This is a genomic window from Nostoc sp. (assembly GCF_036919675.1).
Classification (GTDB): domain Bacteria; phylum Cyanobacteriota; class Cyanobacteriia; order Cyanobacteriales; family Nostocaceae; genus Nostoc.
This window is the reverse complement of the sequence record NZ_JBALCP010000102.1, coordinates 164,398-185,382: the sequence shown is the minus strand read 5'-3', so window position 1 is coordinate 185,382 and position 20,985 is coordinate 164,398. Positions and strand designations below refer to the sequence as shown.

The 20,985-nt window shown below is 43.5% G+C and carries 17 protein-coding genes, 1 tRNA gene and 1 pseudogene; 7 read left to right on the top strand and 12 right to left on the bottom strand.

Translation table 11 applies throughout. The features are described 5' to 3' along the window. Window positions 1-10 precede the first annotated feature (10 nt). The 3 genes from V7K49_RS23220 (at window position 11) to V7K49_RS23210 (ending at window position 2,717) form a co-directional block, all read left to right on the top strand. Window positions 11-1,048 (top strand): SGNH/GDSL hydrolase family protein, encoded by a 1,038-nt coding sequence (locus V7K49_RS23220; protein ID WP_335207698.1) that lies wholly within the window; start codon window positions 11-13, stop codon window positions 1,046-1,048. 20 nt (window positions 1,049-1,068) lie between these two features. Further along, window positions 1,069-2,112 carry a M42 family metallopeptidase gene (locus V7K49_RS23215; protein WP_335207740.1) on the top strand — a complete coding sequence of 348 codons (1,044 nt, stop codon included), beginning with the start codon at window positions 1,069-1,071 and terminating at the stop codon, window positions 2,110-2,112. Between the two features lie 224 nt (window positions 2,113-2,336). Continuing rightward, window positions 2,337-2,717, top strand: a complete 381-nt coding sequence (locus tag V7K49_RS23210; protein WP_335207697.1) for a hypothetical protein — start codon at window positions 2,337-2,339, stop codon at window positions 2,715-2,717. Here V7K49_RS23210 and V7K49_RS23205 read toward each other — a convergent pair. Both V7K49_RS23205 and V7K49_RS23200 read right to left on the bottom strand, forming a co-directional pair. After that, window positions 2,714-3,811, bottom strand: coding sequence for a CHAT domain-containing protein (locus V7K49_RS23205; protein ID WP_335207696.1), 1,098 nt, complete (start codon window positions 3,809-3,811; stop codon window positions 2,714-2,716). The two genes, V7K49_RS23210 and V7K49_RS23205, sit on opposite strands and share 4 nt — an antisense overlap. An 18-nt stretch (window positions 3,812-3,829) precedes the next feature. Next, on the bottom strand, window positions 3,830-5,683 hold the full coding sequence (locus V7K49_RS23200) for a tetratricopeptide repeat protein (protein ID WP_335207694.1): 1,854 nt from the start codon (window positions 5,681-5,683) through the stop codon (window positions 3,830-3,832). Window positions 5,684-6,386: 703 nt separating this feature from the next. Between V7K49_RS23200 and V7K49_RS23195 the strand changes: the two genes are divergently transcribed. Continuing rightward, the gene (locus V7K49_RS23195; RefSeq protein ID WP_335207692.1) at window positions 6,387-6,653 is read left to right on the top strand and encodes a hypothetical protein; all 267 of its coding nucleotides are present in this window, start codon (window positions 6,387-6,389) and stop codon (window positions 6,651-6,653) included. A gap of 369 nt (window positions 6,654-7,022) precedes the next feature. On the opposite strand, the gene V7K49_RS23190 is transcribed toward V7K49_RS23195, so the two are convergent. Next, a tRNA-Thr gene (locus V7K49_RS23190) sits at window positions 7,023-7,094 on the bottom strand. A gap of 33 nt (window positions 7,095-7,127) precedes the next feature. Between V7K49_RS23190 and V7K49_RS23185 the strand changes: the two genes are divergently transcribed. Then, window positions 7,128-7,412 carry a DUF3493 domain-containing protein gene (locus tag V7K49_RS23185; RefSeq protein ID WP_335207691.1) on the top strand — a complete coding sequence of 95 codons (285 nt, stop codon included), beginning with the start codon at window positions 7,128-7,130 and terminating at the stop codon, window positions 7,410-7,412. A gap of 213 nt (window positions 7,413-7,625) precedes the next feature. Here the strand turns inward: V7K49_RS23185 and V7K49_RS23180 are convergent, their stop codons facing one another. Then, window positions 7,626-9,320: a DUF1565 domain-containing protein gene (locus V7K49_RS23180; RefSeq protein WP_335207690.1), complete on the bottom strand. Its 1,695-nt coding sequence runs from the start codon at window positions 9,318-9,320 to the stop codon at window positions 7,626-7,628. Between the two features lie 297 nt (window positions 9,321-9,617). On the opposite strand from V7K49_RS23180, the gene V7K49_RS23175 reads away from it, so the two are divergent. Further along, a complete protein-coding gene (locus V7K49_RS23175; RefSeq protein ID WP_335207739.1) occupies window positions 9,618-9,821 on the top strand; it encodes an alpha/beta hydrolase in 204 nt (67 codons plus the stop codon). Here V7K49_RS23175 and V7K49_RS23170 read toward each other — a convergent pair. The 7 genes from V7K49_RS23170 to V7K49_RS23140 all read right to left on the bottom strand — a co-directional run bounded on the left by V7K49_RS23170 (window position 9,818) and on the right by V7K49_RS23140 (window position 18,457). Beyond that, on the bottom strand, window positions 9,818-10,015 hold the full coding sequence (locus V7K49_RS23170; RefSeq protein ID WP_335069220.1) for a hypothetical protein: 198 nt from the start codon (window positions 10,013-10,015) through the stop codon (window positions 9,818-9,820). The two genes, V7K49_RS23175 and V7K49_RS23170, sit on opposite strands and share 4 nt — an antisense overlap. A gap of 65 nt (window positions 10,016-10,080) precedes the next feature. Then, entirely contained in the window at window positions 10,081-10,701 is a 621-nt protein-coding gene (locus tag V7K49_RS23165; protein WP_335207689.1) for a low-complexity tail membrane protein, read from the bottom strand. A gap of 105 nt (window positions 10,702-10,806) precedes the next feature. Further along, window positions 10,807-13,959 carry a translation initiation factor IF-2 gene (infB, locus tag V7K49_RS23160; RefSeq protein ID WP_335207688.1) on the bottom strand — a complete coding sequence of 1,051 codons (3,153 nt, stop codon included), beginning with the start codon at window positions 13,957-13,959 and terminating at the stop codon, window positions 10,807-10,809. Between the two features lie 478 nt (window positions 13,960-14,437). After that, entirely contained in the window at window positions 14,438-14,707 is a 270-nt protein-coding gene (locus tag V7K49_RS23155) for a YlxR family protein (protein WP_335207686.1), read from the bottom strand. Between the two features lie 148 nt (window positions 14,708-14,855). Further along, window positions 14,856-16,133, bottom strand: a complete 1,278-nt coding sequence (nusA, locus tag V7K49_RS23150) for a transcription termination factor NusA (protein ID WP_334975418.1) — start codon at window positions 16,131-16,133, stop codon at window positions 14,856-14,858. Window positions 16,134-16,355: 222 nt separating this feature from the next. After that, the gene (gene rimP, locus V7K49_RS23145) at window positions 16,356-16,817 is read right to left on the bottom strand and encodes a ribosome maturation factor RimP (RefSeq protein WP_335207684.1); all 462 of its coding nucleotides are present in this window, start codon (window positions 16,815-16,817) and stop codon (window positions 16,356-16,358) included. A 161-nt stretch (window positions 16,818-16,978) separates the two neighbouring features. Further along, window positions 16,979-18,457 carry a hypothetical protein gene (locus tag V7K49_RS23140; protein ID WP_335207683.1) on the bottom strand — a complete coding sequence of 493 codons (1,479 nt, stop codon included), beginning with the start codon at window positions 18,455-18,457 and terminating at the stop codon, window positions 16,979-16,981. Window positions 18,458-19,162: 705 nt separating this feature from the next. Between V7K49_RS23140 and V7K49_RS23135 the strand changes: the two genes are divergently transcribed. Next, complete coding sequence (locus V7K49_RS23135; protein ID WP_335207681.1) at window positions 19,163-19,900, top strand: peptidoglycan-binding domain-containing protein; 738 nt, start codon at window positions 19,163-19,165, stop codon at window positions 19,898-19,900. Between the two features lie 30 nt (window positions 19,901-19,930). On the opposite strand, the pseudogene V7K49_RS23130 reads toward V7K49_RS23135, so the two are convergent. Further along, window positions 19,931-20,828 (bottom strand): annotated as a pseudogene (locus V7K49_RS23130) (SDH family Clp fold serine proteinase). Window positions 20,829-20,985: the final 157 nt, after the last annotated feature.

Here is a 20,985-nt window from a genome sequence, read left to right as displayed (position 1 = left end):
TAAAACAAATATGAAAAAACAAGCTGTCGCGGCAGGATTTGTTCTATTTTCTTTCATGTTGCCGACCAAAGCTTCGGCTGCGAGTTTTGATCAGCTTTATGTATTTGGTGATAGTCTTTCCGATACAGGCAATATATATAATATTACTGAGAAAGGATACCCTCCAAACCCACCTTACTTTGAAGGACGTTTTTCTGATGGACTGAACTGGGTAGATTATATCGGAGATCAGCTAGGGTTAAAGCCTACTTTATTCACTACTATTCCTTCCACACCTCCTACCCAAGGAATAAACTTCGCTATCGGTGGTGCTAGCTCTGGTTTAGGTAATGCTGTCCTTCCCGATTCAAATTTACCGGGAGTGCTCAAACAAGTCCTTGATTTTGCTGGAACTTTGAAAGCAAATAATCAAACTGCTAATCCAGATGCACTTTATACATTGTGGGGAGGTGCGAATGATTTGCTTTTTCCTAACTCCCCAAACTCGAGCAAGAATCCAATCAGCAATATATCCGTGGCGTTGAATACTCTGATAGGAGCCGGCGCAAAAAATATTTTGGTATTTAACTTGCCAGATTTGGGACAGCTACCAGCAGCTAAAATCGATGGTCGTAACCCTACAGCCCTTAGCAAATCGAGTAGCGAGTTTAACTTGGGTTTAGCAAACACTGTGAGCGCTTTGAACCAAAACCCGAATATCAACATCATCCCTGTTGATATTTATTCTTTATTTAATCAGGCAAGTGCATTGGGTTTTACGAATGTAACCGAGTCTTGTCTATCTAGACCAGATATATGTCACCCAGGAAACAACAAGTTTCTTATCTGGGACGGTGTCCACCCAACCACCGCCGCTCATAAGGTGATAGCAGACACTGCACTGGCTGCGATTGAGGCTAAGTCTGTACCTGAACCCTCAATAAACTTGGGAATTTTAGCGCTCGGTGCTTTTGGTGCGGTAGGAGTGCTGAAGCGTCAACAAAAAAGGTCAGCACTTGTATCAGCAGGTCGGGTTGTTGATGCACAATTGTCCCATAATAATAGTTGAAAATTAAACTAACTGTATTAATGTGGGATTACGATCGCTTATTTGACATTATTGAAGAATTGGTCATGCACCATTCTCCTAGTGGTGCAGAAGCTGAGATTAACCAGTTGTTGATGCAACGATTTGCGGCGCTGGGTGTAGAAGTCTGGTGCGATCGCGCCGATAATATTATTGCGAAGATTCCAGGGAAAAATCCAGACAGAGCGATCGCTATCACGGCACATAAAGACGAAATTGGCGCAATTGTCAAGAGTATTGGTGATGAAGGTCGTGTCAAAGTCAGCAAACTTGGCGGTTCTTTCCCGTGGGTTTACGGCGAAGGAGTTGTAGATTTACTGGGAGATAACGAAACTATCAACGGTATTCTCAGCTTTGGTTCCCGCCACGTTTCCCACGAATCACCCCAAAAAGTCCAGCAGGAAGATACTACTGTTAAGTGGGAAAATGCCTGGATCGAAACGAAGCTGACATCTGCTGAATTAGAAGCATCTGGTATTCGGCCTGGAACTAGAATGGTGATTGGCAAACATCGCAAGCGTCCAATTCGGTTAAAGGATCATATTGCTGGTTACACCTTGGATAACAAAGCCTCTGTTGCCATTTTGTTAGCTTTGGCTGAAAATCTGAAACAGCCAGTTGTTGATGTTTATTTAGTAGCTTCAGCAAAAGAAGAAGTAGGAGCAATTGGAGCATTATTTTTTACTCAAAATCAACGCTTGGATGCCTTAATTGCTTTAGAAATTTGTCCATTATCTGAGGAATATCCTGTTAAAGATGGGGAAAGTCCTGTACTTTTATCTCAAGATGCTTATGGGATATATGATGAAGGGCTAAATAGCCAACTGTGCCACTGTGCTAAACAGTTGGATATGCCGATGCAGCTAACAATACTGAGTCAGTTTGGTAGTGATGCTTCGATTGCGATGAAATTTGGGCATGTTGGGCGTGCTGCTTGTTTGGCATTTCCTACACAAAATACCCACGGTTATGAAATTGCTCATTTAGGAGCGATCGCTAACTGTATTGATTTGTTAAAAGCTTTCTGTGAAACTGAGTTTGAGTGATAGTTTGAGGCTTTGACTTGAACGAGCGATCATATATCAACCCAAAATAGCGTGAATTTTTATGGTTGTCGAAAATGTGCGATCGCATAAATTGTTCCTACTGTTGATGTTGTATGAGCGGCGTAGGCGTAGCCCGTCCCAGACATCGCCATATCTCTAGATTAGGGATTAGATGTATAATCACCGAATACTTTATATATTTATTTACTGGTTAAAACTATTAAATGATTACCGTTACACCAGAGGAAATTACTCAGTTTCGCAGCCAGTTGGTCGATAGTCCAGAGGCTTTAGCAGCTTTGGATGCCATAGAAGAGTGTAAAGGAAATCTGGAAGCAGCAGCACAGTTAATTGCTGTTGAGACAACCGATACAGAAGTCAGCTTGAGAGGAGATTCAAATTATTTAGACCATTTAGCCCAAAAACTCAGCAAAATCATCTGTCAGAAAGAATTTGACGACTTGATGACGGGAGTATTGACAGCTGCGATCGCTACCTTAGCAGCAAGTGGTAATATTCCCATAGCCCTGGCAACTCCAGTAGTAATTTATGTTGCCAAAATCGGCGTTAAGAAATTTTGTGAAACTGCCAAACCTGAATCCTAAAGCCCTGTAGCTGTAAATCCTGCCCAGTAAAATGGTGCTGCAAAAGGGTGGGGTTTGCGCTTGCAGGTTATTCTTAATATTGCTCTTGCTACCGGACGCTTTTCTTCTGGGAGTTGAGCAAAAATTTCTTCTATTTGTGGATGATATTGATCTAATAGTGCTTCAAATTTCTCTGTTGTTAAATTTCGCAGCCACTGCTGCGCTTGATTGAGTGCAAAGGAGACACTATTTATTGTTTGCAGGTTTTCATAAAATTTCATCATCAAAAACGCTGTAGATAAATCGCTGACAGTCCACAAACTACTGACTACAGCTTTACTCCCAGCTAACAGAAAACCGCTAGGTAAACCAATATATTCGTCACTGGTATTATTGAAATCAATCAATCCAGTTTCGCACGCGGAAAGGGTGACGAGGCGACATTTTTCTAATTTGAGACTGAATATTCTATCTAAAGTCAAGCATTTTTCTAAATCGTGGGTTTCCCCTGCTCGTAAATTCAGGTAACGTTCGGAGTCAGGTTTTGTTGGGGTGTCTGCGATGGGTGCATTTGCCAAAATTAAGGCTGATTTACCGGGGTTTGTTAAGTTAAAATACCCGTGGCAGCTAAAGTGGGCGCAATGGTAAGTGTTTAAGTCAGTATTATTAATTGCTGTGAGTGTCGCTGCTGTTTTTTTCAGAACGTTGGAAGTATTAAAGTAGCTTTGAATAACTTGTACTTCTAAATCGGTGTAATTCAGATCTTCTGTGGGATTTTGAATCGCAAATAGAGATTGAAAATTAGGGCGTTGTCGCTGTTGTACTTGTTGCAGTAGTTGACAACTGGGTGCATAGCTGACACCTCCAGCAAATAAATCTAGAAGACAGCGCGAATTTTCAGCATTGTGATTGACTGGGAGTGCATGAAGGGGTAATAAATGCAAGAAATGATGGGGAATTAGGATGAGTTGATCGCAGTGCTTTGGTATCTGATTTAATATTTCATCTATGTGCAGAATCGAGGCTAATTCTTTGAGTGATTCTCCTAAGCTATTAAGCCATAGGTCTTTTTGATTATAGTAGTTTTGTAAATATTTATTTACCCAATTAATCAAAGCTTCTCGGTCTTCTGGTTAAGATTGCCAAACTGTTACCTCTGTTGTTTTTGTGACAATAAAAGCCAGAATTTTGTCGTTCAGAATATACCACTCAATAATGGCTGTATGCTCATCCACAGAATCTTGGAAGGAGTCGAATTTGAAACCATAACCAACAGGTAAGTATTGGTTTTGTAATTCATTACGCTGCTTTCGCAACTGTTGTAGATGTTGTGCAAGGACTTTTGGATTTTCAGCTTTGCCATTTTGGATTTTATATTGTCCTACGGCTATTTCATCCCTGTATTTTTCTAATTGAGTGAATACTTCTGGAGGGAAGATGGTTTTAGAGTCGCGTTCGAGGATTTGTTCAACTAAATTGCGGGTTTTACTACGTTCAACATATTCAATTGCTTCGGTAATCTTATTTAATTGCCAGCAAACTTCTACCATGCGCCTATAAAGTTTGTTCCATTCTTCTGCTTGTTTGCATTTGCTTTCATCGTCAGAAATAATTTCTCCTCGTAATGATTCGACTATTCGGATGGCAGAATTAAAAGTGGCATAGGCTTTAGTTAACTGTTGTGCTTCTTGATAGAGAATACCAATATTACATAAAGTTAATACATGATTGTGTGGAAAGCTGGTACAGGTGAATACTTCTAAAGCATTGGTACAGAATTCGATGGCTTTTTCAAAATTTCCTTTTATATGCCCCTGTATTCTTTGACGGTAAGCGTTCCCTAAATTATTCTGCGTCATCGCCCATAGTTCTGGAAAATCAGTGCGGCTAAATACTTCCAATACAACAGAAAAGGTAGCGATCGCATTTTTGATATCTTCTTCTCTATCTTCCTGTATTCTATCAAGGTAAGCATTTCCCAAATTATTTTGCGTTATTGCCCATTGTTGTGGAAATTCAAAGCGGGTGTATACTTTTAAAGCGGCAGTATAAGCAATGATCGCATTTTCGATATTTTCTTCTCTATCTTTCCCTTGTCTTTCAAGGTAAGCATTTCCCAAATTATTTTGCGTTACTGCCCATTGTTGTGGAAATTGAGAATGGGTTATGACTTCTAATACTTTAGTATAAGCTTTTATAACACATTCAATATTTTCAGATCGGTTTCCTTTAACTCTATATAAATAAGCATTTCCTAAATTACTTAGCGTTTTTGCCCATTCTTGTGGAAATTTAGAGCAGGTTATTATTTCTAACGAACTGGTAAAAGCTTTAATAGCGTATTCCTGATTTTCTACTCTATCTCCCTGTATTCTCTGAGAGAAAGCAATGCCCAAATTATTTTGTATCATTGCCCATTTTAGTGGAAACGCAGTGCGGGTAAAGATACTTATGACTATTTTATAGCCAGCAATTGCAATTTCTATGTGACTAGCTTTGTCTCCCAAGAGTAACTCTCGAATCAGAGTACTCAAATCATTGATATCTGACGCGATAAAATTGCTTTCATCTGGTTCTGCCTGTGTCAGTTTATTTTGTGCCCAAGCTCGGAATACTTTTGCAGAAATATTATCGAATTTTTTGATATTTGCTACAAGTATTTGGTATACTACTTGCACGTTATCTCTACTATCTGCTGTTACTTTCAGTACTTGCTCTAAGAAATCTAAGTATTCTTTTTCTGGGGCAGTCGATGATAATTTACTATAAACCCCAAGTTGCTGCCCTGCTATATTCATTAAACGATTAGCTTGGTCTAATTCTCTCTGCTTTAGCAGATGACTTGCTCTTTCCAGCATCTTTTGTACTAAGCTAGCATCCAGTAAATTTTGATTTGCTGCCAAAATCTTTCGGACTTCATCGTGACTACGGCAATTCAACAGGTTTTGAATAAGGTTGAAATAGGCTTGCTGACGCTGTTCGTTCATAGGTAACGGCGTGAGAAATCACACTATTATAGTGTGTGAAAAATTTAACACCACTACCCCAGATTCCGGGAAAGTACAGATAGAGTTTCATCATAGGGGATATTTTCCCGATGATCGTCTCACCCTACATCTACATTCAACAAAAAAACTAGTTACTGAAGTTTTTAACATTATCTCTTAATTGTTGATGAATGTATTGGCGTAGCCCAACCCAGGCATCGCTTAGTAACTGTTTCCGGTAACAGGACGATGTGATCGCTTAATTGTTTTCGAGGTATACATTTGTTATTTCGAGGTACGCATTTGTTATTTCGGGGTACGCATTTGTTATTTCGGGGTTCGCGTTTGTTATTTCGGGGTTCGCGTTTGTTATTTCGGGGTTCGCGTTTGTTATTTCGGGGTTCGCATTTGTTATTTCGGGGTTCGCATTTGTTATTTCGGGGTTCGCATTTATTTATTTTGTGATTACTGTTGCTGATTGTACTTATTCTAAAACAACAAATCGATATGAAAAATGAGTAATAACACAGGCAAACTCGTAATTCTTTCGTTGAACTTTTAATGAAATAAATCCACAAAACTACCCATCCCAGGCAAAAGGATACTCCACTATGTTGAAAAAGGAATTATTAAAAAAGGATGTGTTATATCTTTAAAAACTCGTGGTTCTGCTGCTATTGACAAAGCCCAACTTCGTCTCGCCTTGCTTAAATCCATTGATGAAAATCTGGATTTAGGACATGGGTTAATTATTGAAGCCTACAACCACCTAATCAACACTACCCGTGCGATGCTAGAAGCTAATAATACGCTGGTTTCCAATCTGGAAGAATCGCGTAAAACAGTAACCCAGATGGATAAAGCTCTCTCCGAAATGTCTGAACGAATGCTAAGTGGAGTTGCAACTGTCTACGGCAGAAACAGTATAGAGTATTCCAAGGCTGGCGGCTCTATATCGAAAACGAAGTAAACAATCTAGTTCACAAGTTACTCCAGTTGTAGCGGTTCTTACTACTCAACCTACTCAAGCTGCAATTGCCAATGCGTCAACTAACGGTAATGGCACAACTCCTTTGCTGCAATAATTCATCTGCCTTGAAAATGGGAGTAAGTGTATATTTGTTTGGGCTAGGCAAAAGGATAACAAATTCGCTGGTTGCCAAACCATATTGTTTGTTTAACTTTTCTGTCGTAACCCTTCTTCCAGCGATGGGAGGGTTGAAAGCCATCGGCAACTCCAATTTGTTAAACGTGACTGTTAATCTGTTAACAGTGACAAATAATTAGTTAATGTACAACATTTATGTCAAACTTGACTATTGAGCAATACTTTCATCAAAGCCGATGATGGGATTTGAACCCACGGCCTGCTGATTACGAATCAGCTGCTCTACCACTGAGCCACATCGGCGTACACAATCTAATAGTTTAACATGATTTAATCATGGCAGATAAAAATCGCCTTAACCCTGAACAATATGCCAGCCTCAAAGCAGAAGTAGCCGCTCCTTATCGCGGCTTACGACAATTTATCTACATCGCTTTCGGTGCTTCTGGCTCGATTGGCGCATTTGTCTTTTTTTTCCAAGTGCTTGCCGGACGGGATGTTGAGAGTGCTTTACCTAGTTTAGCTCTCCAAGTAGGAATAGTTACCCTAATGGTCTTCCTCTGGCGCTGGGAACAGCGTCGGCAACAACGCCCCCAATCGGATAAAAATCCTAATTCTTGAAGGAAGAAATTTTAGCTATTATTTTTTTTACTGCTCTGCTTTTATATATCTTTATATTCTTTAAGTTTTCAGCCAACATTATTTATAAACCCAATCACATTCAAATGGGGTCAGCTATATTTAAAGACCCCAAAATTAATAAAACTCACAATCTTGGAAGCGCCAGACTGATAATTTGTTAGTCTGGCGCTTTCAATTATGCTAATTAGGCATTTACTGAACTGTTACCAAATAGGATGAAGGAATTGCTCGGGCACGTCCAGCATTGACGAGTGCCTGGTAAACAAAGGCAGCAACTTCGGCTCTAGTCGCCTGACGATTAGGATTGAGTTGCTTCGCTGTGGGATAGTTGATCACTAGTTGCCGTGCAGTTGCAGCAGCAACAGGAGCGATCGCATAATCAGGAATCTGGGCAGCATCGGTGTAAAAGGAAAGGACATTCTGATTATTCGCAGTTAAGCCCAAACCATTCGCTAAAGCTACTAACGCCTGCACTCTTGGAATTTGCTGCTGTGGCTTAAAAGTCCCATCGGGATAACCAGAAACAAATTGACTCTGATAAGCAGATTGAATTGCAGCATAAGCCCAGAAATTGCTTGCTACATCCTTAAACTGAATACCTGCGCGTTTGCTTGGTGGTGTTAAAGCTTTAGTGACAATAGTGGCAAATTGAGCGCGGGTTACAGGTTCATTGGGTTTAAAGCTGCGATCAGGAAAGCCAGCAATAATATTTTGGGAGGCTAAAGCTTCGATGTAGCTTTTTGCCCAGTAATTTGCTGGCACATCCTTAAAGGCGACAGGCCCTCCAGGTGGTACATCAACAGTTGCGGCAACAAAATCTACTGAGCCAAAAATCTTTTTCTGATCGATATCGTTGCCAACAGCGACAATTTTACCGGTTTTGGTGGCGTTGTTCACATCATAACGAGTGTTATTGCGGATAAGATTGCCACCAGGATTTTCATTGGTCCCAAGGTCAGGTAGAGCGTTGACAGTCGCTACTAAGCCATCCCGCTTATTGTTCTGAATGAAATTCTTACGCAATACGGGCTTCGCTGACTCTGAGATAAAAAGACCGTCTTGATTTTCGATGATTTGGTTTTCCACAATTTGGGGTGTGGAAGTGCCACCGATCGCTAGACCAAAACCAGTATCCTGAAATAAGTTATTCCGAATTTCTCCTTGGGCAGCTTTAGTAACTGAAATCCCGTTGCCTTTGTTTTGCACAAAGAGGTTACCTTCAATTTTCGGATTGCCTGTACCCGTGACAAAAACACCCTCTCTGACACTGTTAGTAAAAGTACTGTTTTTGATAATCGGATTAGCTGACTCCACCCACACAGCCGTACCCCGGCTATTTGGGTTAGTAACGGTGACACCGGCGATCGTGGTATCTTGTTCGGCAAGGATGGTAATGTCCTGTCTGGCAAAGCTGCGACTTGTGTAAGAACCTCCACCTGTAATTAATATCGCCTGACCTTTAGTAGCTTCATCACCCCGCAGTGTTACCCCTGGTTTAACCGAGAGTGGGAAGGTTTCGCCACTTTCTTTGTTATAGTTCCCAGGTGCTAATTGAATAACTGCACCTGTTTGGGCTTGACTGAGAGCGAAACTGATGCTCTTATAGGGTGCAGCTGAGGTTGTACCAGCACCAGCACTATCTGCACCAGTTGCTGAATTAACGTAAATCACTGCGGCAGTTGCAGGAGCTTGCGCTGTGAGAGTTGGGGCGATACCTTCTGGGTAAGTAGCACCAGCATTAACCTCACCCGGTAGTAGTATTGACCCACCAGAAACTACTAGCAAAGTCGTTAGTCCGGCTCCCACGCGTAAAGTATATCTGAGATGACTGCTAGAAAAAAGGCGAAAATTTTTCGCTAGAGAAATGTGAAAACCCCGATATTTCATTTTTTCCGTCTGTGATGTGCTGAATTACGGTATGTCGAACAAGGTTGAAGTTAGCAGCCTTGTAGCTGCTTTAAAACCCATGCAAAACTATACTGGATGATTAGCACTGATTCAGCTAAATTCCCTAGATAGATCACAGAACTTATACATTAGTTATATTATTTTATTCATAAAATTTTACTAGTAGACTGTAGCGTCAGTTTGTCTACCTTTAACAAGGGGATTTTGCCCGAAGTCGTGTTAATTGAGATGGTAGCTGGATTTTCGCGCCTAGCTGTACTACGGGCTTAGTTATTAATACATACGTCTCCCAGAGCAGATCGGCAGGCTTTAGGAGCCGCGTTAGTACTTTCTACGAGTCAAAACGGGCAGGTGTCGCTGATTGAAATTATTAAGAATTATCCCACAAATGAAGTAGAAGTTGATGGCAATCGCTTGGAGGGAGCATACCGTCAACTTCGTCGCTTGCAAACAAGCCTACAAGATTTATTTGGTGTTTAGTAAGCTAAAGTTTCTAAAGTTTCTCTTAAATACCGTTGTACTTGCTGTTCCAAGCTAATTTCCTGTAATTGAGCATTCGGTTCTAGTTGCCAGCGTTGAAAACCGGAACTAGTGGAGATCGCGCATTTGAGGTTATACCAAGTTTCAGTATCAGCAGAAAATTGGCGATCGCTAGAAGCTGGAATTTGAGCCATAGTTTCTCATTCCTTTGTTTTAAACTTCAACGGTAACTAGGGATTGGGCATTGGGCATTGGTATGCTACGAATCTCTATTAATCCTAAATAAGGATTGCAATAATTGGGGCACGATTTTATTAACCCGCACCCCTAAAATTGTGAAATCCTGCTTAATCTTTTCTAAAGATAATGGCTCTAGTCCAGCGAATTCTGTGTCATTAGTCACCAAAACTCGCATTACACTCACAGGTATTTGTAAAAATAAATTGCTGCCCAAAAAGGCTAACCCCGCAAGCACTAGTGCAAGGCTGCGCCATTGGGGAAGAAATTTAGCTGAATTTGCGACTAATGGGGCAATTTGGTAGAGATGCCACAGTACCCAAACCGACAATACTGCTGCCACTAATGCCAGGATACGATTTAACTTTGTATTAATTAAACAGAGAATTTTTCGCTGCCGCTCAGTCAGATTTTCTGGCTTTAAGGCTATTCCTAAAAGAGCAAATATATAAAAAGGGCGACGTAACTGCATCCATAGCAGGGGGAGAATACCAATGGCGGCAACTAAGAATAGCTCCATCCACACTGGCAAAAACCTCTCGCCTACAGATAGAAACAATAAGCAGAGGACTAAAAAAACAGGCAATGTCGCCAATCCAGCGACGTGAATCCACAAAATAGGTTCAGAGCGAAATGAATGCATATTATAAAAAGTTGTGAGTTTAGAGTTAGGAGTTAGGAATTAGCAGCCTTTAACTCCTAACTCCTAATTTATCACTCCTAACTTCTAACCATTTTACCCTCAACACTATCTCGTTAAGGTGAGAGTACGGCGCTTGGTAACCATTTGATAGGCTTCGATGATGTCACCTTCAACCCAATCATTAAATTTATCCATGCCGACACCGCATTCATAACCGGCGTTGACCTCACGGGTATCTTCTTTCATCCGTTTTAGGGAGTCAAGGACGCCTTCAAAGATCACTTTACCGCCGCGTCGCACCCTGACTTTGCAGTTACGAACTAACTTGCCAGATTGAACGTAGCAACCGGCAACCGCACCACGACCGACTGGGAAGACGGCACGGACTTCGGTTTGACCCAAGGGTTCTTCCACCAACTCTGGTTCCAAAAGACCTTCCAAGGCATCTTGGATATCTTCTAGGAGTTTGTAGATCACGTTGTATTCCCGGACATCCACACCCGCTTCATCAGCGGCTTGTCTGGCGCCACTGGCGAAGGTGGTGTTGAAGCCAATAATTACAGCGTTACTGGCAGCTGCTAAGTCGATATCTGTCTCGGTAATTTCCCCAGCAGTAGCCAAGAGCATCCGAATTTGGACTTCGTTTTGGGGGATTTGCTTCAACGCTCCGACAATGGCTTCCACGGAACCTTGTACGTCTCCCTTCAAGATCAAGTTGAGTTCTTTCAACTCGCCTTCTTGTGCTTGAGCCGACAGGGTTGTAAGGGTAACACGACCTTGCAACAGGCGGGATAGGCGTTGTCTGTCTGCGCGATCGCTAGCGAGTGCTCTGGCTTCTTTTTCGTTCTGGAAGACCTCGAACTCGTCGCCAGCTGCTGGCACATCACTTAAACCCAACACCTCGACAGCAAAGGAAGGAGAAGCAATGTCTACTCTCTTGCCTCTGTCATCCACCATCGCCCGGACTTTACCGAAAGCCGAGCCAGCTACCAAGATATCTCCCACACGCAGGGTGCCATTCTGAATTAGCAGGGTAGCAACTGCTCCCTTGGCTTTATCCAGATGTGCCTCAATCACAGTTCCTTTGGCGAAACGATCTGGGTTGGCAGATAGTTCTCCTACCTCCGCTACCAGCAGAATCATCTCTAAGAGCGTATCCAGATTTTCACCCCTGATAGCGCTCACCGGAACCATGATTGTCTCACCGCCCCAGTCTTCTGCGGTTAGACCATACTGGGTGAGTTCTTGTTTCACCCGCTCTGGCTGTGCCCCTTCTTTGTCAATTTTGTTAATTGCAACGACAATTGGCACTCCTGCTGCTTGGGCGTGGCTAATGGCTTCAATGGTTTGCGGACGGACACCATCATCAGCAGCCACTACCAATACGGCTATGTCTGTTACCCGCGCTCCTCTGGCCCGCATAGCTGTAAAGGCTTCGTGACCGGGTGTATCCAGGAAGACTATCTGTTGCGGTTTGCCCTCATGTTCCACATCCACATGGTATGCACCGATGTGTTGAGTGATACCACCAGCCTCACCAGCAGCCACTTTTGTTTTGCGGATTGAGTCGAGCAGGGTTGTTTTACCGTGGTCTACGTGACCCATAATTGTCACGACTGGCGGACGGCGGTGGAGATATTCTAGGTCTTCTGCACCGACCATTTCCGTAATTTTCCGAGCTTCTGCTTCTGGCTCGGCGGTTTCAACTTCTATTTCTAGTTCTTTTCCTACCAGGGTTATTGTTGGAATATCCAGATTTTGGGTGATACTCACCGCCATGCCTTTAAGGAAGAGGATTTTTACAATCTCTGTATCCGCAACGCCTAAAACGTCAGACAGCTCTTGCACAGTCAACGGGCCTGTTACCACCACTTTTTCTGGACGGTCACGCTTTGTCTCGGCTTCTTGGCGACGGTTCTGGTGATGGTCCCGGCTGGAACCAGATTTGGAACCAGACTTTCTACTTCCTCTAGCAGTTGGGGCGCTAGCAAGGGTTGCGCCTGGCATCTGTACAGGTCGAGTCGCTTTAGGTTTGGGAGGACGGGCGATGGAAAGGCTGACTTGGACGGTGGCTGGTGAGTCGATATCGTCATCATCCAGCAAATCTTCTTCAAACTCATCATCCAGTATCGGCTTGATCCGCTTGCCTTTGACGCCAGCTTTAGCCTTCTCTTTAACTTCGTCAATTATTTCCTCTTCTACCCACTTTTTGCCGCCTTTGGTCGGGCGAGGCGGACTTGGGCGTTTCAAATCGAGGAGATCAGGTGCGACTGGCTCATCACCCAATCCTTGAGATTTGCCTGCTATTCCTGATATCTGTCTGGGTGGAGTAGCGATCGGCATTGCGGCTGCTACAGCTTCACCAGGACGAGCTGGTCTGGGCCGTTGCCCCTCTGGTAGTTGTGATGGTGAAGATGGTCTATTGCCCCTCTGCTCTGGTCTGCTAGGTGCAGGAGTGGGACGAGCCTGCCTTTGTGGTGCAGATTGTGGGGACTGGTCAGTTGGCAGCTTCGCGACTTTTGGCTTAATTTGATCGCGATCGCCTTCAACGGGCCGTAGCCGTTGGTCGCGTTTGAGGATCGGTTTGTCTGCCTGAGATGCGTGCTCATCTGCCACCAGGACAACTTCTTCCGCAGGTCTTGCTGGAGGGGCAACTAGTTGCGGTTTTTGAGGTTTTTCCGATTTCGGTCTGGGTGGAACTATTTTTTCCGGTTTTTGGGATGCTATTTTTTCCGGAGCCTGATTTGGATTAGGCGTTTGTTCCAAGTCTGTGATCGTAGGTTGCTCTTGGGTCTCAGCTTGATTCCGGGGTACAGGTCGAGTTGGTGCCGTCGGCTTCATGGGTGAGACTGGTGTAGCGAAGGGCCGTGGAGGAGAGGGAGGATTAGCTTCAGACAAGGCAGCTTGGGTATTGGTAGCAAGTGACGCCTCTGGGGCGTTGGAGGTAGTATTTCTCAATATTTTGGGTTTGCGTATTTCCAAAATTTGCTGTTTGTGGGGTGCAGCAGGTCGCGGGGGTCCGCCGTTCGGTGGTGAATTTGATTTATGGCTGGTTGTACCTAGTTCCTTTTTGGCGGACACACTCGTAGCTGCAAGCTTTTCTGCTGCCGCCCGGATGTTTTCTGCCTCGGATTCTGAAATCGTGCTGCTATGGCTTTTGACCGCGATGTCGAGCTGGTCGCAAATTGCTAGTAGCTCTTTGTTATCCAAATTCAATTCCTTTGATAATTCATAGATTCTAACTTTGCCGTTGTTCATCCACTCTTCCCCTTTAATTTACAGTTTTAGCGGATGGTTGCCTGGTTTGCGACATCTCCATCCTTGGATTACTGTTTTTAGATTGCCGTTCAGTTTTTGCCGGTGCCTCCAATCAGGAAAGAGAGATGTTTCGGTTTAATAATGGCATCCCCACCAGGAATGATGGTTGAGGGAGACCCATAAAAATTTCTTTAAAAGATTTTTATGGGAACCCTTGACGCCGAACTGCGCCTGAGCGCTACCAGGTTGCCATTTTGTAGTTTCTTGTTTTGTTGATTCTGAGTCTTCCACAACACAATCGATTACATCTTGTTCTGGGAATGTTGCCTCGCCCCTCTTAATTATTGGAGAGCCGAATGCCTTTTACACCCATTTACTATTTTGACACTAACCTTAACGATCAACAGAGGGTGTGATGAAAGCACGACTTCGGCTTTGGAACAATTCCTCTGGTGATCACCTCACAAAGTTATTCCAACTAAATTTGGTTTTGCGTATTGGTGCGGGCTAGACGTTGCGACAAGCTTTGGTACAGTGTTTCTGGCACTGATGCATGTAGCGATCGCCCTAGTCGATTTTTTTTTTGAGCCGCTTGTAAGCAACTCGTTTTTGGACAAATATAGGCAGAACGCCCCATGCCCTGATCTAATTGTACCTTTCCCGATGGAAAGACGCGGACAATCCGCCAAAACTCATCTTTTGAGCCTACTTTGCGGCAACTAATACAGCGCCGATAATTTGGTTTCATCGGTTCTCTGCAATCTCAGTCTAGGATTTGGGATGTAAAAAGAAGTTTATTATTACTATTTTTTACTTATACCAAGTAGCCTTTGAGAAAATAATCCTTGAGACTAAGACTACAATCAACAGTATCAAAACTTTACAAAATTAATCAATTATTCATCATCGTTAGTGTCAAAAGTATCCTCCTCTTCTAATTCGTCCTGATTTTCATCCAACTCTTCTTCCTCAAAGTCAAGATCATCTTCCTCTGATTGATATTTTGTTCTTACAGCTATAAATTTGGCATCCTCTCCTGCATAGTCATACTTAGCTTTATCTTTAATGTCAATTTTCCAACCAGTCAGGCGGGCTGCCAAACGGACATTTTGTCCTTCTTTGCCTATGGCCAAACTTAGTTGATCTTCAGCCACTAGTACGTGAGTTTGCCGGGAATCTGGATCCATTAGGCGTACTTCATCCACCCGGGCTGGACTTAAGGCATTAGCAATATATGTTGCTGGGTCTGGCGACCAGCGAATTACATCTATTTTTTCACCGCGTAATTCGTTGACTACCACTTGAATTCGCGATCCCCTGGCTCCAATACAAGCGCCAACTGGGTCTACATCGCGATCAAGAGTATCTACAGCTATTTTAGTCCGGGGACCGACATAACGGGAAGGGGGGTTTGCCTCCCTAGCTACGGCAACAATCCGTACCACTTCATCTTCGATTTCTGGGACTTCGTTGGCGAAAAGATAAACCACCAAACCAGCATCAGCACGAGACACAAGTAGCTGTGGCCCTCGTTGCTGACCTTGAGATACTTTTTTAAGATATACCTTGAAGGTGGCATTTGCCCGATAATTATCATTGGGCAGCTGTTCGCGCTTGGGTAATTCGGCTTCTACTTCTGGCTGACCAAAGTTACTGCTAACTGCTAGAACCACTGATTGCCGTTCAAACCGCAGGACTCTTGCTTGCAGGACAGTTCCCTCCAAATCTTGGAACTCTTCTTGCACCATTTGGCGCTGTTGATCCCGTAATTTTTGCGCCAGTACCTGCTTGGTTTGCATCGCCGCCATCCGACCAAATTCTCCTTGGTCAGGGGTAACATCCAGCACCACAGAGTCTCCTAATTGCGCTTCGGGAGCTACTTGTTGAACTTCGTCTAGGGAAATCTGGTGGTCTGTGTTATTGACTTCTTCGACAATGGTTTTGGTAGAAAGAACGCGAAATCCTTCTCCTTCAATATCGAGTTCTACTTCAAAATTCTCAAAATAATCTTCATCAAACTGTTTGCGTTCTAAATTTTGGGCGCGACGATAACGTTCGTAGCCTTTGAGTAGTGCTTCTCTAATAGCTGATTGAACTGCAAGCCGGGGTAAATTCCGTTCGCGACTTATACTTTCAATTAATTCTTTTAATCCAGGTAAAGTAACCATTGACATAAGCAATCTCCTTTAAAAATTAGGGAGTGGGGAACTCGGGGCCCCTGGAGGGGATAAGGGGTAATGGGGACTGAAAACTACGCATTAGATAGAGCTAGGGATTAGAGAATAGCTTTACACTAAACCCTAATCTCTAGCCCTTAGTTCATAACCTCTAGCCCCTAATCTTTAGACTTGAGCCAAGGTGCTCTAGTCTCTAACTCCTAAGCCCTAGCCCTTAGTTTATCGGCGCTCGTCTAACTGCACCTTAGTAATTAGGGAGCAGGGAATTTCGACTACACGACCTTTTTGGTTTAAGTAAAGTGCTGTCTCATCCCGGCGAATCAACTGACCAGTCCACTCTTGTTGTCCGTCGTAGGGGGGCGTTGTGGAGACGATGACAGGAAATCCTTTAAAGGAAATAAACTCCCTGTCTGTTACCAGTTGCCGCGAAATACCAGGACTGGACACTTCCAAGACATAGGCATCTGGAACGATTTGGGCAGCATCTAAGGAGGCTTCTAAAGCACGGCTCATCCTCTCACAATCATTCAACCCAGTGTCTTGCTCAGGATTGCGAATGTCTACCCGCAACACTGGTGGACTTTGGTTAGTGTGAAAAACCACGCCAACCACTTCCAATCCCAGTTCTTCTGCCACTGGTGTCGCCAAATCAATAATTTGTGGAACTAAAAAATGAGCCATGAGAGAATTCAATAAAAAAAGTGGGCATCGACCCACTTCCTGCGATAGATATATCTTTCAAGAAGTCTTGTGACGAACCAATGATGATTCGCCTGATTCGAGTTTAGCGCATTTCTTTTATAGTCGTGCATTAGGGATTGGGCATTGGGCATTGGGCATTATTATTCTCCCCCTGCCTCCCCTGCTCTCTCATACCCTTCCCGTATTTTTGGGAGAGTAGTGCCTTTATCCACTACTGCTGGAACTGATACTTGTGTTCGTAGCTGTCTGGTTTGCTCGATAATTTGGTCTATATCTTCTTGAGATAAACGCTGGACATAGTTGAGTTTGATTTCCTCTAAGAAGTCAAAAAGTAAACTCTGAATTTCTGAGAGTACATGTTTTTCCTTTATTTCCGCTCCCAAGGCGTCGCTAAAGCTTTGTACCAGTTGACTAGTGAGTTTTGCTCCCACAGGGTCTTCAACAGCACTAACTAAAGTGTTGTAAAGATTCGTTGTGATTTGGGTCGCTAGTTGTTCACTTAACTGAGTTTGGGCCTGTCCCATGCCAGGGAGGTTCTGGAGGTTGCGGTAGATGGGGACTTGATCGAAGACGGTTTCGATGTTGTGACACAAAATGGCAACGATCGCAGGTTGAATTTTGGGTAGCACTTGGTAGACAATTGTTTTTACCAAAAGACCTGCGATCGCTTCTACTTCATTCACATTATTAATATCTATGTAGGGACGTAAATTTTCCTGTTGTGAGAGCCAGCGCGTTAACTCACCTCGCTGAATTGAACCCTGAACCTGATTAATTACCCTTACCACTACAATTTCTGTGAGTTCTTCGGCAAAATTGGCGACAATCCCCTGATTAATTTGCTTTCGTACTGGATGCAGCTCCAATAACCGCGCTTGATCGAGGCGAATTAATACAGGTATGATTCGCAACCCCCGCCAAAATGGCAGTAGTAAAAATAAATCATACCAACGCCACAATACTGCTTCCAACCAGCTAAAACCACGATGTTGGCGTCTGAGAAGGAAGGTCCGCCCCAGCAATTCTACGCCAAATAAAATCACAAAGGGTAAGTCAATTTCCCAGAAATTATCAACAAATTCACCATTTTCACCGATTTGGCGGTAGTAGTTAGAGGCAATCAAAGGGCGGATGCTCTGGTTGAAAAAATTAATTTCTTTAACCCAGCCATTTTGTGATATATGAGGCTGACTCCAAAAAGTGGCGAAAGACTGTTTTGCTGATTCGTTACCGATGTGCGATCGCATCCGCTTTTTGATTTTTTCTAGAGTACCACTCTTGTTCACTCCCGCAAATGGGTTAGTGTCAATCATCTCATTGCTCAGACGCCTTATTTCCTCTAGCCTGCTATTTACCTGAGGCGACTGTAATCCTGTTTGGCTGACTTGTTCTTCTAATGCCTTTACTAGTTCTAAATAATTTTTCGTCTCTCGATGGGGTTCAATACCTTTTATTGGGTCATAAATCTCAATAATTTGGGGAAGTTTTCGCAAGTAGAAATCTCGCCAAGGTACGTAACTTAAATCAAACAAAACTAAACCTAAATTTACGGTGGCAGTAATTGCCATAAATCTTTCAAACCAAAGATTCCGCTGCTTAGAAGATTTGATATTTTTCATTTTTTGTCATATATTATACGCTTTTTGGATATTTGGAATATAGCGTTTCTCGTTTGTATCCAATACACTCTGACCTCACTTCCATTCTTCTCTCCTCAAAGGAGGAGCCACTGTGTTGGGGAGCCAGCGCAGGCACAGGGGGTTTCCACGCTACTTGACGACAGTTGCTTCTCCCTACAGCCCTTCGGGCATCCTACGGCAGGCGCTAGCCTCTCCCTTTGGGAGAAGGGGAGACGCGCAAGGGACAAGTCGGGAAACCCGCCCAACACACTGCCTCCTTTATGCCGGGGAACCCGTCCAACACACTGCCTCCCCATGAGCGACTGGCATCAGGTGCCGACGAGCCTTGCATGTGGCGTCAGAAGCTTTGAATCTTACTCCTCAACGCTACAAGGGTTGTGGCTGTTCTTGTTAGGTCTGTATTGAACTCAACTCAGAAGCGCACAGATGTACGCCCCTACTTTAATTTAGTGTTCAAGGAGTGTATTCGATTCAAATGATAACCGCTGTATCCCTGCTAATACAAGATACTTCTTTTGATGGATGACACAAATTAGTTTTTGTAGTTTTAGTTAAATTTGACAAAAATAAATCATAAATTATTCAAAAATCATTAAAAAATAGCGAAAAAAGTTATTAAACAAACTTAAAATGCAGCTGTTAACCTTTATAATCCTGCTGATTTAATCCAAAGGAGTTTTAAATATGTGGTGTGGGTTTGGAAAATCAAGCGCGACTTTTGCAGCTACCTGCCTGATAACTGCTAGTTTGGTAATTGCAGACACAGGTTTCGCGGCCTCTCAACGTAGCTATACGCCACAGCAATTTCGTGCTGTATTGCGAGGATTAGGCTATAACGTCAAGGTAACAAATACGCCTTTGACGGATGCTCAAACTAAAAAGGCAATTCGTGAATTTCAAACGGGGTATAAGCTACAACCAGTTGATGGGATAGCGGGACGAAAAACCCAAGATTTTGCTGCTAACATCATAAAAATTCTGCAAACAAATTTGAATGCAGTGGTGAAGCCAAATCCTCCCCTTCCCCGCGATTATTTTTATGGTTCCCGCACGGAAGCAGTGGTGAAGGAGTATCAGAAGAAATATCAGTTGCAAGAAACTGGAATTGCTAATTTAGCACTCCGCCAAAAGCTGAATGAAGAAGCAAAGACAGTCTTCAGTCAGCCGACAGCTACACCGACGCCTACGCCAAGAGCTACGCCAAGAGCTACACCGACGGCTACACCAAGAGCTACGCCAAGAGCTACACCGACGGCTACACCAACAGCTACACCGACGGCTACACCGATGTCTACACCGATGTCTACACCGATGTCTACACCGATGTCTACACCGATGTCTACACCAACAGCTACGCCAACAGCTACGCCAACAGCTACGCCAACAACTACGCCAACAACTACGCCAACAACTACACCCTAGACGTCACAAAAAAATTCCTACCCCAAAGTCTCAAATCATTTGATTTGGTTCTTCTAAGGGTCTGCCCTTGGGTGTAGGTAGAGTTGGACGGCGGTCATTGTAAGGCATAGGAATGTACTGGACGCTGGGTCGCCCTCCTTGTGGTTGTGGGTACAAATCCATGAGATCATAAATAAAATGGGGCAGTCCGACAGTTACGGGCAGCCCCATTTCTGTTGCTTCCTCAATAGTGATGGGATAGTCGTGGGTGACGCGCCCGGTTGTCAAGGCTTCGATAATTGATTCAATATTTTCTGGCAAAACTTTTTGTTTGGGTATACTGTCTTTAAGCAGAGTCCGTACAAACCGCTGTACCTGCTGAATTGCTTTGCGTGAGAGGTCGGCCATAATTAGGGTTTGGTCATCAATCTCACCAATAGGTTTATCTTCAACAACTTTCAGGATACTCGCTGCGGGGTAATTACCCAATTGGGGATCAACTGGCCCTAAGACAGCGTTAGCATCCATAATAATTTCATCAGAGGCGAGGGCAAGCATGGTACCGCCACTCATGGCGTAGTGAGGTACAAAGACTGTAACTTTTTTTTGCCTGGTGGCGAATTAATGCTCTGGCGATTTGTTCGGTAGCCAAAACCAAACCACCAGGAGTGTGCAAAATTAAGTCAATCGGCACATCTGGGGGTGTGAGGCGAATTGCTCGCAGTATCTGTTCTGAGTCTTCGATAGTAATGTAGCGAGATAAGGGAATTCCTAGAAAGCTAATAGACTCTTGGCGGTGAATCAGCAAAATCACCCGACTTTTGCGTTCCTGCTGGAATTCTTGTAAAGCACGCAAGCGCCGATATTCTATTTGACGTTTTTGCCAAAGGGGTTGCAAAGAAGTCAGAAGGAGGAAAATCCAGAATAAATCACCGATACCAAAGCCCATATAATTTATTGTTCAAAAATAACGGTTGTCGTCATTATTGTCACAAGTTTTGGGCGATCGCAGTTCTATCTGTAGACTAAAAGTATCTAACCACACTAAGCAAAAAGATTTGGAATTACGAATTACTCTCTTCGCAGCGTAAAGCCTTCTCTACGAG